This window comes from Hymenobacter artigasi (assembly GCF_012275535.1).
Lineage (GTDB): Bacteria > Bacteroidota > Bacteroidia > Cytophagales > Hymenobacteraceae > Hymenobacter > Hymenobacter artigasi.
Genome location: NZ_JAAVTK010000003.1, coordinates 192,181 through 207,956, shown reverse-complemented (window position 1 = coordinate 207,956; position 15,776 = coordinate 192,181). Strand labels below are relative to the sequence as shown.

The 15,776-nt window shown below is 60.5% G+C and carries 13 protein-coding genes; 1 reads left to right on the top strand and 12 read right to left on the bottom strand.

What is annotated here, in order from left to right:
• Positions 1 to 134: 134 nt before the first annotated feature.
• Complete coding sequence (locus tag HBN54_RS07070) at positions 135 to 953, bottom strand: DUF3108 domain-containing protein (protein WP_168672483.1); 819 nt, start codon at positions 951 to 953, stop codon at positions 135 to 137.
• Between the two features lie 147 nt (positions 954 to 1,100).
• The gene (gene recA, locus HBN54_RS07065; protein WP_235955436.1) at positions 1,101 to 2,132 is read right to left on the bottom strand and encodes a recombinase RecA; all 1,032 of its coding nucleotides are present in this window, start codon (positions 2,130 to 2,132) and stop codon (positions 1,101 to 1,103) included.
• Between the two features lie 421 nt (positions 2,133 to 2,553).
• Here recA and HBN54_RS07060 point away from each other — a divergent pair, with 421 nt between their 5' ends.
• Positions 2,554 to 3,639 (top strand): hypothetical protein, encoded by a 1,086-nt coding sequence (locus HBN54_RS07060; RefSeq protein ID WP_168672481.1) that lies wholly within the window; start codon positions 2,554 to 2,556, stop codon positions 3,637 to 3,639.
• Positions 3,640 to 3,696: 57 nt separating this feature from the next.
• On the opposite strand, the gene HBN54_RS07055 is transcribed toward HBN54_RS07060, so the two are convergent.
• The 10 genes from HBN54_RS07055 to HBN54_RS07010 form a co-directional block, all read right to left on the bottom strand.
• On the bottom strand, positions 3,697 to 4,248 hold the full coding sequence (locus HBN54_RS07055) for a GNAT family N-acetyltransferase (protein ID WP_168672480.1): 552 nt from the start codon (positions 4,246 to 4,248) through the stop codon (positions 3,697 to 3,699).
• 68 nt (positions 4,249 to 4,316) lie between these two features.
• On the bottom strand, positions 4,317 to 4,742 hold the full coding sequence (locus HBN54_RS07050; protein ID WP_168672479.1) for a hypothetical protein: 426 nt from the start codon (positions 4,740 to 4,742) through the stop codon (positions 4,317 to 4,319).
• A gap of 94 nt (positions 4,743 to 4,836) precedes the next feature.
• Positions 4,837 to 5,802, bottom strand: a complete 966-nt coding sequence (locus tag HBN54_RS07045) for an AAA family ATPase (protein WP_168672478.1) — start codon at positions 5,800 to 5,802, stop codon at positions 4,837 to 4,839.
• Positions 5,803 to 5,970: 168 nt separating this feature from the next.
• Positions 5,971 to 7,350, bottom strand: a complete 1,380-nt coding sequence (locus HBN54_RS07040; protein WP_317170184.1) for a peptidylprolyl isomerase — start codon at positions 7,348 to 7,350, stop codon at positions 5,971 to 5,973.
• Between the two features lie 265 nt (positions 7,351 to 7,615).
• Positions 7,616 to 9,931 carry a peptidylprolyl isomerase gene (locus tag HBN54_RS07035; protein WP_168672476.1) on the bottom strand — a complete coding sequence of 772 codons (2,316 nt, stop codon included), beginning with the start codon at positions 9,929 to 9,931 and terminating at the stop codon, positions 7,616 to 7,618.
• 183 nt (positions 9,932 to 10,114) lie between these two features.
• The gene (locus tag HBN54_RS07030; protein WP_168672475.1) at positions 10,115 to 10,528 is read right to left on the bottom strand and encodes an ATP-binding protein; all 414 of its coding nucleotides are present in this window, start codon (positions 10,526 to 10,528) and stop codon (positions 10,115 to 10,117) included.
• A gap of 110 nt (positions 10,529 to 10,638) precedes the next feature.
• Positions 10,639 to 10,968, bottom strand: coding sequence for an STAS domain-containing protein (locus HBN54_RS07025; protein WP_168672474.1), 330 nt, complete (start codon positions 10,966 to 10,968; stop codon positions 10,639 to 10,641).
• A 15-nt stretch (positions 10,969 to 10,983) separates the two neighbouring features.
• The gene (locus HBN54_RS23950; RefSeq protein ID WP_168672473.1) at positions 10,984 to 12,480 is read right to left on the bottom strand and encodes a PP2C family protein-serine/threonine phosphatase; all 1,497 of its coding nucleotides are present in this window, start codon (positions 12,478 to 12,480) and stop codon (positions 10,984 to 10,986) included.
• A 199-nt stretch (positions 12,481 to 12,679) separates the two neighbouring features.
• Positions 12,680 to 14,158 (bottom strand): IMP dehydrogenase, encoded by a 1,479-nt coding sequence (gene guaB / locus HBN54_RS07015; RefSeq protein WP_168672472.1) that lies wholly within the window; start codon positions 14,156 to 14,158, stop codon positions 12,680 to 12,682.
• Between the two features lie 89 nt (positions 14,159 to 14,247).
• Positions 14,248 to 15,657, bottom strand: a complete 1,410-nt coding sequence (locus HBN54_RS07010; RefSeq protein ID WP_168672471.1) for an alpha/beta hydrolase-fold protein — start codon at positions 15,655 to 15,657, stop codon at positions 14,248 to 14,250.
• Between the last annotated feature and the right edge of the window lie 119 nt (positions 15,658 to 15,776).

Genomic DNA, 15,776 nt, shown 5'->3' with positions numbered 1-15,776 from the left:
GATTGTGTGACCACAGATTAAGCGGGTTTCAACGAGTTGAACAGATTTTCTGTGGTTCCGCATTCGGGCTGGGCCAGAAGGAGTGGAACCACAGAAAATCTGTTCAATTCGTTGAAATCTAAGGAATCCGAGGTCTAGTTAGCCAGGTTTAGCTTCCACTTCAGGCCCTGGTAGCGCACCATGTCCACCTTCACGGTACCCACAAACATCTCGGCCTGAAACAGCACCGGAATCTTATTGCGGTCGTCGGAGAGGTAAACCGAAATGGCGTTTTCGCCCCGGAATAGCTTGTTGTTCGGCATTCTGGGCACCAGCTTAAAGGCGCGCACATCGCCGGCCTTGGTCTCTACCACTTCGCGGCCCTTGTACACCACGTCGAGAATAAAATTGTCGCCGTCGAAGTAGCCGGGCATCCGCACCACATCGCCCACTTTCATGCGGTCGAAGTTGATGGTGCGCAGGTAATAGAAGCCGCTCACCAGCTCCAGGGTGTTGTTGGCCACCTTCACGGTGGTGTGCTTGGGGTTTTCCTTGTCGTGGTCCTGCACTTCGGCAATGTCGTGCAGGTGGTCAAACTCCACGGTTTCCTTCTTGCGGTAGTTCTTCTCGGCAATGTCGCGCTGGGCGCGCAGGGGCAGAATGCTGGTGGTATCGATGTAGGCGCGCCACTGGTCGCGGATGCGCAGGAAAAAATCGAACGAGCCGGTGGTTTTGCCGCTCACGGTGGCCTTGTAGCAGGGCCGGTCGTTCACGCGCTCCAGGCTGCCGCCGGTTTCCACGGTGGCCTCGCCGCCGTTGATGAGGCCGTAGTGAACGGTGTATTTTATGGTTTCGCCCCGCCCGAAGCTGGACTGTGGAACGTTGCGCACGGCATCGCCAGGGCCTAAAGCCGGTTGCGCGGCCACCAGTAGCAGCAGGACAGCAGGAGCAAAGAGTAACCAGCGGCGCGTCATATCAATAATTATAATAAAAAGAAGGAGTAGCCGGAGCCTACACAAACCTGATGCCAGCCCGGGAGCTAAGGTAAAGGTACGAACGTAAAAAAAGCCCGCTGCGGTTGGCAGCGGGCTTTGGATTATTTACGGAAGGCGCAACTGTAGTTACAGCGTGTCTTCGCCGTCGTCCGCGATGCTCATGTCCACGGGGATGACGGCATCGTCGCCCTTGGCCATATCGCGGATTTTCTTCTCGATTTCGGCCGCCAGCTCGGGGTTATCGAGCAGCAGCGTTTTCACGGCCTCGCGGCCCTGGCCGATTTTGGTTTCGCCGTAGTTGAACCACGAACCCGACTTGCCGATGATGCCCATATCAACGCCCAAGTCAACAATCTCGCCGACTTTAGAAATGCCCTGGCCGTAGATGATGTCAAACTCGACCACCTTGAAGGGCGGCGCTACTTTGTTCTTCACCACCTTCACCTTGGTGCGGTTGCCGGTCACATTATCCTTGTCCTCCTTAATCTGGCCGATGCGGCGGATGTCGAGGCGCACCGAAGCGTAGAATTTCAGGGCGTTACCACCGGTCGTGGTTTCGGGGGTGCCGAACATCACGCCGATTTTTTCGCGGAGCTGGTTGATGAAAATACAGCAGCAACCGGTTTTGTTGATGGTGCCGGTGAGCTTGCGCAGGGCCTGGCTCATGAGGCGGGCGTGCAGGCCCACTTTCGAGTCGCCCATGTCGCCTTCCAACTCGGCTTTGGGCACAAGGGCAGCCACAGAGTCAATCACGATAATGTCAATGGCACCCGAGGAAATTAGCTGGTCGGCGATTTCGAGGGCTTGCTCGCCGTTATCGGGCTGGGCGATGAGCAGGTTGCTGGTGTCGATGCCCAGCTTCTCGGCGTAGGATTTGTCGAAGGCGTGCTCGGCGTCGATGAACGCGGCCATGCCGCCTTTCTTCTGCGCCTCGGCAATCATGTGCATCGTGAGCGTGGTCTTACCCGACGATTCCGGGCCGTAGATTTCAATGACCCGGCCCCGGGGCACGCCGCCAATGCCGAGGGCAATGTCGAGCGAAAGCGAGCCAGTGCTGATGCTCGGAATGTCGACCACTTTATTGTCGCTGAGCTTCATTACGGTGCCTTTACCGTAGGCCTTGTCGAGCTTGTCCAGGGTGAGCTGGAGGGCTTTCATTTTTCCGGCTGCGGTGTTGAGGTCGCCTGCCTCTGCTTTTTCAACTTTATCGGCCTTGGGAGCCGCTTTGGTAGCTAGTGCCATGTGGGGGTATTTGGGAAAAACGGGTTAGGTTTGGTAAAGTTACTGGTTTTGGCCGGGTCGCAATCGAATAAATCTATTCATAAGTAAAGGCCCCAAATGGGCCGTTTTGCGGCGGCTTTTTCTAACACAGCGAGTAGTAGTTTGGTGCCGTTGAGAGGCGAAATATATGAGGAATTATCTAAAAATATTAGTTGGCCTTGTGGCTGTGCTAATTAGAGTGGAAACGGCGCAGGCGCAATTGGATAATCGGGCGTTTACGTCACCCCGACCTGGCGAAGCAAAATACGTTTACATTGCTTACAGTCCGGATGGTGACAATAAAGTGCTAAATGATTCTTTGAAAAAAGAGCGCGCGCAACGGAGCCTCGAAGAAACGGTTGCTGCTGGGGACCTGCGCATTTCCCTCAACGCCTTCACCTTCTTCAAAGACAACGAGTACTTCAACAAGATTGTGGATGGCTATACGCTCTACGGCACGCAGCTGAATCCGCAGCTGGTGTATTATCCCACCAAAGACCTGCGGCTGGAAGGCGGCGTGTTTCTCTGGAAAGACTTTGGCAATCCGGTGCTGAAGGCAGTGCGGCCCACGTTCCGGGCCACCTGGACCACGGGCAAGCAGCAGATAATTCTGGGCAACATCCGGGCAAACCTGCACCACAACTACATCGAGCCAATGTTCAACTTCGAGCGGGTGATGCTGAACCCGCTGGAGGAGGGCATTCAGATGCGCTACACGGGCTCGCGGCTGTTTGTGGACCAGTGGGTGGACTGGCAGCGCCAGCAGTACCGCTACAGCAACTACCAGGAGGAAGTGGCGGGCGGCCTGACCAGCAGCTACCGCATCAGCCCCGACAACAGCCGCTGGACCGTAGCCATTCCGTTTCAGTTCACGGCCATCCACCACGGCGGGCAGATTGATACGCTGGATAAGCCCCTGCAAACGGTGTTCAACGAAGCCTTCGGTCTGGAGGCGCGCCGCACCCTGGACGGGCCGACGGTGCGGGCCGTGCGATTCAGTGGCTACGTGCTCGGCTATCAGGATTATTCCTTCACGAAGGGCCAGTTCCCGTTTCAGTACGGCCGGGCTTTGTACCTCAACGGCACCCTCGAAACCCGCTTTGCCGATGTGATGGTGAGCTATTGGCAGGGTTCGCGCTTCATGTCGCCGCTGGGGGGCGACTTGTACCAGAGCGCCTCGCGCACGGTATCGAACCCGGAGTTTCTGGACCGCAAGCGGAACATCGTATTCGTGCGGCTCATGCGCGACTTCCGCATTTCGGACGGGGCGGCGCTCACGGCACGCGTCGAGCCGGTGTTCGACATCAATGCCAAGCTGCTGGATTATTCTTTCGGGATGTACCTGAATTTCCGGCAGGACTGGCTGCTGGGCAACGTGGGCAAGCGCGTGCGAGTGGGGCAGTAAGGCGGTGGCATAAGCTTTAGCTTGTGCGTGTTAACGTTAGCACGCACAAGCTAAAGCTTATGCAACGTCCCGCGTCAGCCAGAAACGCTGAATCTGGTTCAGCGCATCGGAATTGCGGAACCAGAGCGGGCGCTTGGGCAGCGGCTCCAGCTGAAAACCAAGGGCGCGGGCTACGGCCTGTCCGCGCACGTTGTTGGCATAACAGCGCACCAGCAAGCGCTGGCTCTTCACCGCAGTAAATCCAAAGTCGATGATGGCCCCCAGCGCCTCGCGGGCATAGCCCTGGCCCTCGGCGGCAGCAGCCAGGTAGTAGCCGATTTCGGCCTGGCCCTTCTGCTGGGGCATGAGGCAGATGTCGCCCACATACGAAGCAGTGGCGCGGTGCCAGATGCCGAACACGTAGAAGCGGCCGGTGCGCCAGTCCTCGGCGAAGGTGCGCAGGGAGGCCACGGCGTCGGCGGGCACGCGCACGGCCTGAAGGCGGTCGGGGAAGGAGGGCAGGAAGCGGGCGCGGTCGGCGTGCAGCAGCGCGAAGAAAGCGTCGGCGTCAGCAGGCTCGTAGGGGCGCAGGCAGAGGCGTTCGGTGTAGAGCGGGGCGCGGGGCAGCATAGCAGCGTACTACGAAAAAAGGGCCGCCTCCGTGCTCAGAAGCGGCCCTTTCACAAGAAATAAACGGGCTATTTGTTCTCGCCCACGTACTGGCTGGGGCTGCCCAGCGACTGCTGGGTGCGCATCACGTTCACCTGCCGGGCGGCTTCGTTGAAGAATTCGAGGCGGCGAATGAGCATTTCCTTCGCCAGCACGCGGCCTTCGGGAGTGCGCATGGTGGCGCGCTTGTCGGTTAGTACGCGCTGCATGGCGGCCAGCGTCTGGCCCTCGTGCTTCATGAACTGCTGCTGGAACTCGGCCAGCCGGGCTACGCCGCTGGCGGTGAGAGTAAAGTCCTCGCCGGCACCCTGGTTCAGCACTTCGCACAGCACGTACACTTCAATGGGCAGGCTGGTTTCGAGGGCCGTGGTGCGCAGGTCGAGGCCGGCGGCCAGGGCGTCGAGGATGATGCGCACGTTGCGCTCAAATTGCTGATAGTAGGCTTGGGCTTCCATAGTAGGGACTTGGGGACTTAGGGTCTTGGGGACTTGGTTATTTCAGGGATTGGCCAAAAAACCAAGTCCCCAAGACCCTAAGTCCCCAGGTTCCTTATAACAACTCTTTGACAATCTGCTCCACGCCGATGCCTTCGGCTTCGGCTTTAAAGTTGCGCACGAGGCGATGGCGCAATATCGGCACGGCCACGGCGCGCACGTCCTCAATATCGGGCGAGTACTTGCCGTTGAGCAGGGCGTTGCACTTCGCGCCCACAATGAGGTGTTGCGAGGCCCGGGGGCCGGCGCCCCACTCCAGCAGTTGGTTGGTGCGGGGAGCGGCGCGCTCGGTGTTGGGGCGGGTTTTGTGCACGAGGCCCACGGCGTATTCTACCACGTTGTCGGCCACCGGCACGCGGCGCACCAACTCCTGGAACGCCTGAATGTCGGCGGCGTGGAGGACCTTATTTACCGTGTTTTTTATATTGGACGTGGTCTGCTTCACGATGTTCAACTCCTCGGCATAGGTCGGGTAGCCCAGCTCAATGTTGAACATGAAGCGGTCGAGCTGCGCCTCGGGCAGGGGGTAGGTGCCTTCCTGCTCGATGGGGTTCTGAGTAGCCAGCACGAAGAACGGGCGCTGCAAAGGGTAGCGCTGCCCGGCCACCGTCACGGCGTATTCCTGCATGCTTTCCAGCAACGCGGCCTGAGTCTTAGGCGGTGTCCGGTTGATTTCGTCGGCCAGAATGATGTTGGCGAAGATGGGGCCTTTCACGAAGTGAAAATCCCGCTGCTGGTTCATCGTTTCCGAGCCCACAATGTCGCTGGGCATCAAATCGGGCGTGAACTGGATGCGGTTGAACGATAAATCCAGTGAGTCGGCAATAGTCTGAATCAGCAGGGTTTTGGCCAGACCGGGCACGCCCACCAGCAGGCTGTGGCCCTGCGAAAAAACCGCCGTGAGCACCAGCCGCACCACCTCGTCCTGCCCCACGATGACCTTGCCGATTTCCTGGCGCAGCTTCTGGAAGGAGGCGGCCAGGGCATCGGCCGCTTCTTTATCGTTTTGGAATTGAGCCATTCGGAAGGTTGAGAGGGGAAAGCACGTCATGCCGAGCGCAGCCGAGGCATCTCGCGTGGGGTAGTAAATCAATCGTTGGCTATGCCGGCCTTCGGTTGAAAAAGGATTAGGGTTAGCACGCGAGATGCCTCGGCTGCGCTCGGCATGACGTGCTTTTTCAACACGAGCTTATTTCTCCGCCACGTCCAGCACCTTGCACTGGGCGTACTCCGGCTCCACTTCGAGGTACACCGTGCCGCGGTTCTTGGCAAACCACTCGTCCAGGGCCTTGGTCTTTTTCTCGTTGAGAGCGGCGGCGGCAATCTTCTGGTAGTCGTCCTGCAGGTTGGCTTGGTGGGGCGGGGTGTTCGATTTCAGCCACAGGATGCGCATGGCGTCCTTGCCGTCGTCGGTGCGGTAAGCCATGGGCGGGGTGATGTGGCCCACTTTCATCGTATCGATGGTGAAGAAGATGGCCGGGTCAAGCTTGTCGAGGGGCAGGCGCGAGCCGCCGTCGGCGCGGTTGGCCAGCAGGCCGCCGTTGGTGCTGCTGGGCTTGTCGGTCGAGTTATCCTTGGCCGCTTTGGCGAAGGTGGTGCTGTCGGACAAAATCTGGCGGCGCAGCTTGGTCAGCAGGCGGGCCGAGGCACTCACATCGGCCGAGCCCGTTTCGGGCTTCAGCAGGATGTGGCGCGTCGAATAGGTATTGCCCTTACGCTCGATGAACTGAATGAGGTGGAAGCCGAATTGCGACTGCACCACTGGCGACATCTGGCCCGGCTCCAGCTTCATCGACGCTGCTTCGTACTCCGGTACCAGCTCGCCGCGCTTGAAAAAGCCCAGGTAGCCGCCTTCTTTGGCCGAGCCGGGGTCTTCCGAATTGGCCTTGGCAAAAGTGGCAAAATCGCCGCCTGCCAACACCTGCGCCCGAATATCGTTGAGCTTGGCAATGGCGGCCTGCTTGGCCTTGTCGTTTACCTGCGCCGGAATCACAATCTGGCCCACTTCCACCTCGGTGCTGAAGTAGGGCAGGCTGTCTTTCGGAATGCGGGTGAAATACTGCGCCACTTCGCGCGGCGTCACCGCCACCTTACCGGTGATGGTTTCCTGCATTTTCTGCTGCGTAAGCTGGTCCTTAATCTGGGGCCGTAGGTCATCCTTCAGCGCTTTGATGGACTTGCCGTACTGCTCTTCGAGGCGTTTTTCGGAGCCAATCTGCTGCGCGAAATAGGCCATGCGGCGGTCTACTTCGCCGTTCACCTGCTTGTCTTCCACCGTCACGGAGTCGACGTCGGCGCGGGCCAGCATCAGCTTGTTGAGTACCAGGCTTTGCAGAATTTTGCATTTCAAATCGGGCGGCAGCGGCTTGCCATCGGCCCGGGCCACCTCCTGCGCATAGATGAGCTCCACTTCGGAGCGCAGCACAATCTGGTTGTCCACCTTCACAATGATGCCGTCGAGCAGCTGCTGGCCCTTGGGCCGGCTGATGCCCAACTGGGCCTGGGAAGCGGGCGCGAAGCCCAATAAGAGCAATAGCGTAAGCAGGGCCGACGCTACGGCGCGATTCACATTAACAAGCATAAAGTTGTATTGAAAAGCCAATGGACAGGTGCCACGGCTTGGTCCGTGCGGGGCTAACACCCAAACGGCCCCACAAATTTCACCATAAATCCGTTGGCAGACAAAAACAAGGAGCCGAACGGTCCCCGGAAGGTTGCAGTTGGGCTCTAAAGGCGAGTTGGTGAAATGGTGAGGTGGTGAGTTTGATGTTGTTGGTAGCGCATTTGGCGCAAACGGAACATCAAACCCACCACCTCACCATTTCACCAACTCACTATTTCGTGACCAGCTTGCTCACTTCGGCCTCGTTCACTTTCACGGGGCGGGCGGCGCGCATCTGGGTAATCCATTCTTTTTCCAAGTAGGTCTGGTAGTCCGATGTGGCCTGGCCGCGGGCGTCGGCCAGGGTTTTGGGGCCGGCGGGCAGGGTGCGGTCGATGGTGACGGCGTAGTAACGGCCGTCCTTCTGCACGTTGTAGGTACCGGGGCCTTTGGTCATCAGGTCGTCCATCACCTTGTTGTCACCTTTCTGAAATACCTTCTGGCTGATTTGCACCGACAGCGGGTTCTTTTCATTCAGCTCCGACTCGATGGCGGCGGGGCTGCCGCTGAACAGCGCTACCTGGGCCGAATTATCGGTGCCCGGCTTGGCCTGCACCATTTTGCGAATGCGGCTGGCGGCCACCCCGCGGCGGCGCAGCTGGCGCACAAGGGAATCGGCGCGGGCGGCGGCCAGGCTGGCCTTTTCGCCCTTCTTCACGCGGCCGGTGATGGTGACCAGCATGCTGGTGTCCTGGGCCATGCGCTTGCTAATCTCATCCAGCGCCATCGTGCCCGTTTTCGGTATTGAGGTGCCGTTGGTGAAGGCCACGCGCTGGGGTACGCTCCGGGTGAGCGGGAAGCGGCCTGCTTTCATGCCTTGCTGCACGCGGGCCAGCAGGGCGGGCGTGGCCGCGCTCACCACCGAGCCTTGCACGCGCTGGTCCCATTGGTACTTAGCCTGGTTGTCGGCGAAGTATTTTTTCAGGCCCACGGTGTCCTCAATGGCTTTGCTCCACACTTTCTCGTCCATCAACTGGAAGAGCAGGATGCCGTCGCGGTACTCCTTCACCAGCATGCGGTAGTCCTCATACTTGGTGTCGAGGCTGTTTTTCTCGAATTCGGTCAGGTTTTGCTCCACGTACTGGTCGTAGAGCTGCTGCATGGCAAAGGCCGGCTGCGCGCCGGTGCGGACCCGCTGGTTTTGCTGCGCGTAGGCCAGGAAGTCCTTCACCAGGTAGGGCTTGCCCTTGATGCTGAACAGCGTCGAATTGTCGTTGGCAGTGCCTTTGGGGGCCTTTGCTACCGCTTCCGGCGCGGTGTACTTGAACCGGCCGGCCACCAATGCCGTGTCAGCCTTGGCGAACACATACGCTTTGGCGGCGGCTACTTCCGCGAACTGGTCTTCCTGGCGCACGCGCTTCAGGAAGGCTGCTTTGTTGAGCTCCGAGCGCGAATCCTTGGCCACTTTGCTTTTGAGGCTGGGCTCCATGTCGGCGAACTTGGCCAGGGGCTGGCGCTCAATCAGCTTGATGATGTGCCAGCCGTAGGGCGTTTGCACGGGCGGGGCCAGGTCGCCGGACTTTTGCAGCTTGAACGCCGCATCCTCGAATGAGGGAATCATGCGGCCGGTGCCGAAGGGCGGCAGCTCGCCACCGTTGGCGGCCGAGCCGGCATCTTCCGAGAACTGGGCCACGAGCTTGTCCCAGTTTTCGCCCTTTTTCAGGCGGCTGTAGAGTTCGTCAATTTTCTTCTTGGCGGTAAGCGAGTCGGCCTTGGCGGCGTTGGCGTTCATGCGCACCATCAGGTGCGCTACCTTGATTTCGCCCTGCGCCGCACGCTTGTCATTTACCTTGATGATGTGGTAACCGAAGCGCGTGCGGATGGGCTGCGACACCTGCCCCACGGGCGTTTTGTAAGCCGCCGACTCAAACGGGTACACCATCTGCATGGCCGTGAAGTAGCCCAGCTTGCCGCTGTTTTCGCGGGCCGAAGGGTCTTCGCTGTTGGCGCGGGCCAGCTGGCCGAAATCGGCCCCGGCCAGGGCTTCCTGGCGCAGCTTCTCGACCTTCTGGTAGGCAATCAGGGTGTCCTGGGGCGTAGCATCGGGTGCTACACGGATGAGAATGTGCGAGGCGCTCACCTCCTGGCTCATGCGGTCGTAAGCCTCGCGCACCAGCTGGTCGGTCACGCTCTTTTCCGTGAGGTAAGGCTGGGCCAGCTGCTGGCGGTAGCCATCCAGCTCGCGCTTGAAAGCCTGCGTGGTGTCGAGTCCTTTCTGCTCCGCCTCCAGCACCTTCAGGCGGAAATTGGTATACAGGTCCAAATAGTCGTTCACGCTCTGGCGGGTGCCGTAGTCGGGGGCCGAGCTGTTGTTTTTCCGATAGACGTAGGCAAACTCGTTGGCCGGTACCGGGTACGTGCCCAGCGTTTCAACGGCCGGGCCGGTAGCGGTGGAGCCAGTGGTGGCCGAAGCGGCCGGTTTGGAGGTTTGGCAGCCAGCCAGCAGCGTAGCAACGGCCGCGCCGGCGTACAGAATGCGTTTATGCATAGGAAAAGTTAGAAGACAAAAGCGCTAAGCCAGTAGTAAGTAGCGGCGCGGGCATAAAATTACCGGTGCGAAATTAAGTAATTTCCGGGGGGAATGACGCAAGTTGCCGCCGGATGCGCCGGATAAAAAAAAGACCGTCGTGCGGGGCACAACGGTCTCAAAAATAAGGCCTGGGCGCGAAGCTCAGGCCAGGTGCTTGCTGAGGTGGCACACGGTATGGTTGCCGCGCGTGAAAAACTCGACCCGGTCCATCAGCCGGTTTACCAGGGCCATGCCCATGCCGCCCTTGCGGCCCTGCTGGATGTAGGCGTGGAAATCGGGGTTGGGCGTGGGGCCGGGCAGGAAAATGGTGTCGCCGTTGTCGGCAATCTCCACGTTCAGGTCGTGCTGGTCGAAGGCCAGGGTGAGGTCCAGAAACTGGGTTTCGTCCTCGCTATTGGCGTGAATGATGAAGTTGGCCACTACCTCATCCACGGCCAGCACCACCTGGTTTATCGCAACTTCGGAAAGCTGCCGGCTGGTGAGATAATTCCGCACAAAATCGCGCACCTGTTGCAGGTGAACACGCGAACAGGCAATGCGGAGGGCAGACTTCACTTAAGGGAATGTTGAATGTTGAGGGTTGAGTGTTGAGTTTAGAAATGTGTGGAAAGAAAACCGAAATCCTGGTCAACTCAACATTCAACCCTCAACATTCAAAACTTCAATTACGCTGCTTCGGCTTCGGTTACGCTGGGTACGATGGTCATGAGCGCATCGAGGCCCAGGATTTCGAACACGTTGAACACTTTTTCCTGCATGTTGAAGAAAATCAGCTTTACGTTGGCATCCTGAAAGCGCTGGAGGTGCGAAATGAAAACGCCCAAGCCAGCCGAGGAAATATAGCTGAGCTTGGCGCAGTCAATCAGGACTTTGCGGTAATTGAGAATATCGGGCTTAGCCAGCTCAGTGTCAAGCACAATGGCGGAGCTAGCGTCCAGCTCGCCATCGAGCAGGAGGGTAAGGGTATCGGCGGAGGGTTGAGCGGTAACTTTCATAATGAGGGCGATACGTTAGCCCAGTGGCAGGGGTTGGGCCGACTTGAATTTAATCACGAGCAGCGTCTGGTCGTCGTGGATGGGGTGGCCGTGGGTAAAGCCGTTGAGGTCGGCGAGGATGAAGTTTTTAATATCCTCAGCCTCTTGAAAATAACTTTCCTCCAGGCGCAGCTTGAGGCGGTCCTCGCCATACTCGTCGGTGCCGGAGCCGCCGCGCGCCTCCACAATGCCGTCGGTGTAAATCACCATCACATCGCCGGGGCTGTAGTCGTAAAACTGATTTTTGATGTGCTTCTCGTAGCTCTCGTTCCGAATAATGCCGAGGCCCAGGCCCGTGGAATCGAAGTAAAAAACCTCTTCGCGCAGGGCGTGGTAGTAGAGCGTATGGCAATGCCCGGCGCGGGCAAACACGAATCCACCCTGCTCATAGTCAATAATGTAGAGCGAAGACGTGATAAACGATGACTTCTCCAGGCAGTGCACGAGGGCCGCGTTGGCCTGAGCCATGAACTTGCTGGGCACCGGGAACTTGTCGCGCTCATTCTTGGCCAGGGGGTTTTCCTGCATCAGCGAGTGGAAAATTCCCTTCATCTGGGCCATGTGGAAGGCGGCGGTTACGCCCTTGCCGCTCACATCGCCGATGATAACGGCTAGCCGCCGGCCCGGCAGGTGCAGAAAGTCGTAGAAATCGCCGCCCACTTCCTTGGCCGCCAGCGAGTGCGAGCTGATTTCGAACCAGTTATCGGTAGGCAGGTTTTTTGGAATGAGGCTGTCCTGAACCTGGGAGGCAATTTTAAGCTCCTCCTGGGTGCGCTGGTTGGCCAGCGAGGTCTGCATCAACTCCAGGTTTTCGATGCTGAGTACGGCCTGGCCAGTGAAGGTCTGGAGAATGCTGAGGTCTTCGCGGTTGAAGGTGCCGGGCTCTGCTTTCAGCAGGTACAGGGTGCCGTAGCTGAAGTGCAAGCCCCGCAGCGGCAGTTGAATGACCGAACGAAATGCCTGCGAAGTGCCAACAAAGCTGGGGTGGCGGTTCAGGTCGTTGGTCACGTACTCGCCCTCTACGAGTGGATGCGCCCGCAGGCCCGCGCGCAGGGAATCGGCTTGCGCGGGTGTGATGTTGTAATACTGGGTGGCGTTGGTGTCGTCGGTGCCCGTATGGTTGGGGTCGAGGTCAATCCAGGCAGCATCGGCCCGCACGGTTGCCACGGCCGAATCAAGCAGCACATGGTACACCTCCGTGGAGGTCTGGCCCCGCTGCACAATCTGGGCCAGGCGCTGCAGGCTCAGCATTTCGCTCTCGCGAAGGGTGACTGGGGTGGCGCTGGCGGGTGCGGCCGATGGCCGGAAAAACAGCTTTACCAGCACCGCCAGGGTGCCGAGGTCGGCCAGCAGCAGTAGCCAGATGGCCCACGGCGTGGTTCCGCCGCTACCATCAGCCAATAAATTGCCGACGGCCAGCGCTCCGCTCAGCAGCGCCAATAGAAAACCAATGTACAGTAACGGATGACGCACAGACAGAAACTAGGAATAACACAAGCACACCAGCCCGCCGCGCCGTAGCGGGCGCTCAACCGGCGTGCAAGATACAATCGGCTACCCGAAACGGCTCTATCCGGGGCGGGGCACAAAAAAGGGGCAATGCCGGTCGTAACCAGCATTGCCCCTTGTATTTCAAAGCGCTATTCGGGCTTTGGCGATGTAGTGGCCCGACCTACCGGCTCGAATAATTCGGGGCTTCCTTGGTAATCTGCACGTCGTGGGGGTGGCTTTCGCGCAGGCCGGCCCCGGTGATGCGCACAAACTGCGCCGCCTGCAACGCCTCGATGTTGGCCGCGCCCACGTAGCCCATGCCGGCGCGCAGCCCGCCCGCCAGCTGGTAAATCACCTCCGAAACATTGCCCTTGAAGGGCACGCGGCCCACAATGCCCTCGGGCACCAGCTTCTTCACGTCGTCTTCGGCATCCTGGAAGTACCGGTCCTTGCTGCCTTCTTCCATGGCCTCTACCGAGCCCATGCCCCGGTAAGACTTGTACTTGCGGCCTTCGTACATGATGAGGTCGCCGGGGGCTTCCTCGGTGCCGGCCAGCAGCGAGCCCACCATCACGGCAGCCGCGCCGCCAGCGAGGGCTTTCACCACATCGCCCGAAAACTTGATGCCGCCATCGGCCACCAGCGAAACGCCGGTGCCTTCGAGGCCTTTGGCCGCTTCGAGCACGGCCGAAAGCTGCGGTACCCCAATGCCGGCGATGATGCGCGTGGTGCAGATGGAGCCGGGGCCCACGCCCACCTTCACGCAGTCGGCGCCGGCGTCGGCCAGGGCGCGGGCCCCGGCGGCCGTGGCCACGTTGCCAGCCATCACGTCTAGATTCGGGTGGGCCGCTTTGATGGCGCGGACGGCATCCATCACGCCCTTGGAATGGCCGTGGGCAGTGTCGAGGCTCACAATGTCCACGCCGGCTTCCACCAGGGCGGCTACGCGCTGGAGCAGGTCGGGCGTCACGCCCACGGCGGCTCCCACGCGCAGGCGACCGAGGCTGTCCTTGCTGGAGTTGGGGGCGCGGCGGCGCTTGCGGATATCCTTATAGGTCATGAGGCCGGCGAGGCGGCCGTCGGCGTCCACCAGCGGCAGCTTGTCCACTTTGCTGTCGGTGAGCAGCAGCTCGGCCGCGGCCTGGGTGATGCCGGCAGGGGCCGTCACGAGGCGGGCCAGGGGCACCATCACGGTGGTTACGGGCTGGCTCATGTCCTTCTCGAAGCGCAGGTCACGGCTGGTGAGGATGCCTTCGAGCACCTGGTTGCCGTTCACCACCGGAATACCGCCGATGTTGTGCTTGCGCATCAGCTGGCGGGCGTCGGCCAGGGTGGCGGTGGGGGGCAGGGTGAAGGGGTCCTGAATCAGGGCCGACTCGCTGCGCTTCACGCGGCGCACCTGGTCGGCCTGGGCCTTGATGGACATATTCTTATGAATGATGCCGAGGCCGCCTTCCTGCGCCAGGGCAATGGCCATATCGGCTTCGGTCACGGTGTCCATGGCCGCCGAAATGAGCGGGGTATGCAGCCGGATGTTGGGGGTGAGGCGGGTGCCGGTGTCGCAGTCGCGGGGCAAAACCTCGGAGTACGCTGGCAGCAGCAGTACGTCGTCGTAGGTGAGGGCCTCGAAGGCAATTTTTGGGGTTGCGGAATCCGCCATGGCAAAAGGGGTTGGGGGTTGGTGCCTTTTGCCAGTCAAAGGTACGGCGGGAAGTTGGGTTGGACGCCTAACTTCCCGCCGCCTTGTGATTATTCTTTGGTGAATTTGCTGGTGCCCACTGCGCTGCCGGCCGTGAGGCGCGAGAGGTACAGCCCCGCCGCCAGCCGGCTCACGTCCACGGCCTGGCCATTGCGCACGCGGGTGCGCAGCACGGCCCGGCCCCGCGCATCACTGATTTCGAGCAGGGCTTCGCCGGCCAAATTCGCGGGCAGCGATACGCGCAACTCCCGGGCCGCCGGGTTGGGGTAGAGGCTCACCGCCAGGGTTTGGGCTGGGTGGGTGGCCGTGGCTGTGGCAGCCGCGTACAGCCAGGAGTAGCCGGCCGGAAACTCACGCTTCCAGAACCATTCGGCGTGCTGGCCATCGGCGCGGGTGTTGAAGTTGAGGTTGGCGGCGGGCACGCCGCCGCGCTGCAGCGAGTCACGTATCGCCTGCATATTGGGGGCCATGGTGGCGCTTTCGTTGGTGCCGCTCACGAAGTAGAAGCGGGTGTTGGGGTTGGCCGGGTGCTGGTGGGCGTAGGCGGCCAGCTGCGGGTAGGCAAACCAGTAAGCGGGCGAAAACGAGGCCACTTTGCCAAACACCGTAGGCTCGCGCAGCGCGGCGTAGGTGGCAATGAGCGCGCCCATGCTGGAACCGCCGATGCCGGTGTTGGCGCGGTCGGGCAGGGTGCGGTAGTTGCTGTCGATGTAGGGCTTGAGGGTTTGCACCAGGAAATCAACGTATAAATCGCCCTGGCCGCCGCCGTAGGCCGGGTTGTTCCAGGGTGAGTATTCGTCGAGGCGGTTGGGGCCGTTGTCCACGGCCACCACGATGCAGCCGGTGGGGTCCTGGCCGCTGGTGGCCAGCAGGTTCAGGGCTTCGTCTACGCCCCATTCGCCGGCGAAGGAAGTGGCGGCGTCGAATACGTTCTGGCCATCCTGCAGATATAATACGGGGTAGCGGCGGCCGCTGGTGGCGTAGCCGGGCGGCAGGTAGAGCCACACGCGGCGGGTGCGGCCCAACTGCGGCATGGCGAAGGTGGTCGAAATCACGCTCACGTTGGCTGCCGCCGTGGAGGTGGAGCCGCCGCCGCCGCCAGCCAGGTCTTCCCAGTTGAGCACCTGGCACAGCACGGTGGCCGGCGCGCTGCCGAAGGTGTAGCTGCGGTTGGGTACCGAGCCGTTCGCGGCATTGGTTTCGACGGATGCCCAGGCACCGCGCGTAAACTTGTATTCCATGGTGCCAGTAGTGGCGGGCAGCGTGATTTGGTAGCTGCCGTCGGCGTTGTGGGTGAGAGCGTGGGTTGTGCTGCCGGGGTTCCAGCTATTGAAGGTGCCCGCGATGTAGAGGGTGGCATTGGCCGGCGTGTTGGCGGGCACCGCCGTGATTTTGAAGGTGACCTGGGCCTGGGCCGCGAAGCCGAGAAGCACCAGCAATAGGGAGAAAAGCTTTCTCATAGCAAGTGGGTGGGAATGGATGAGGCGATAGGAAAAAACAGGGCCGCGAAGGTACAGCCGGGGAGTCCCTTGCTGCTGCCGGCAAACAATTCGCCGCCTGATACCGTCTTAGCAGCTAC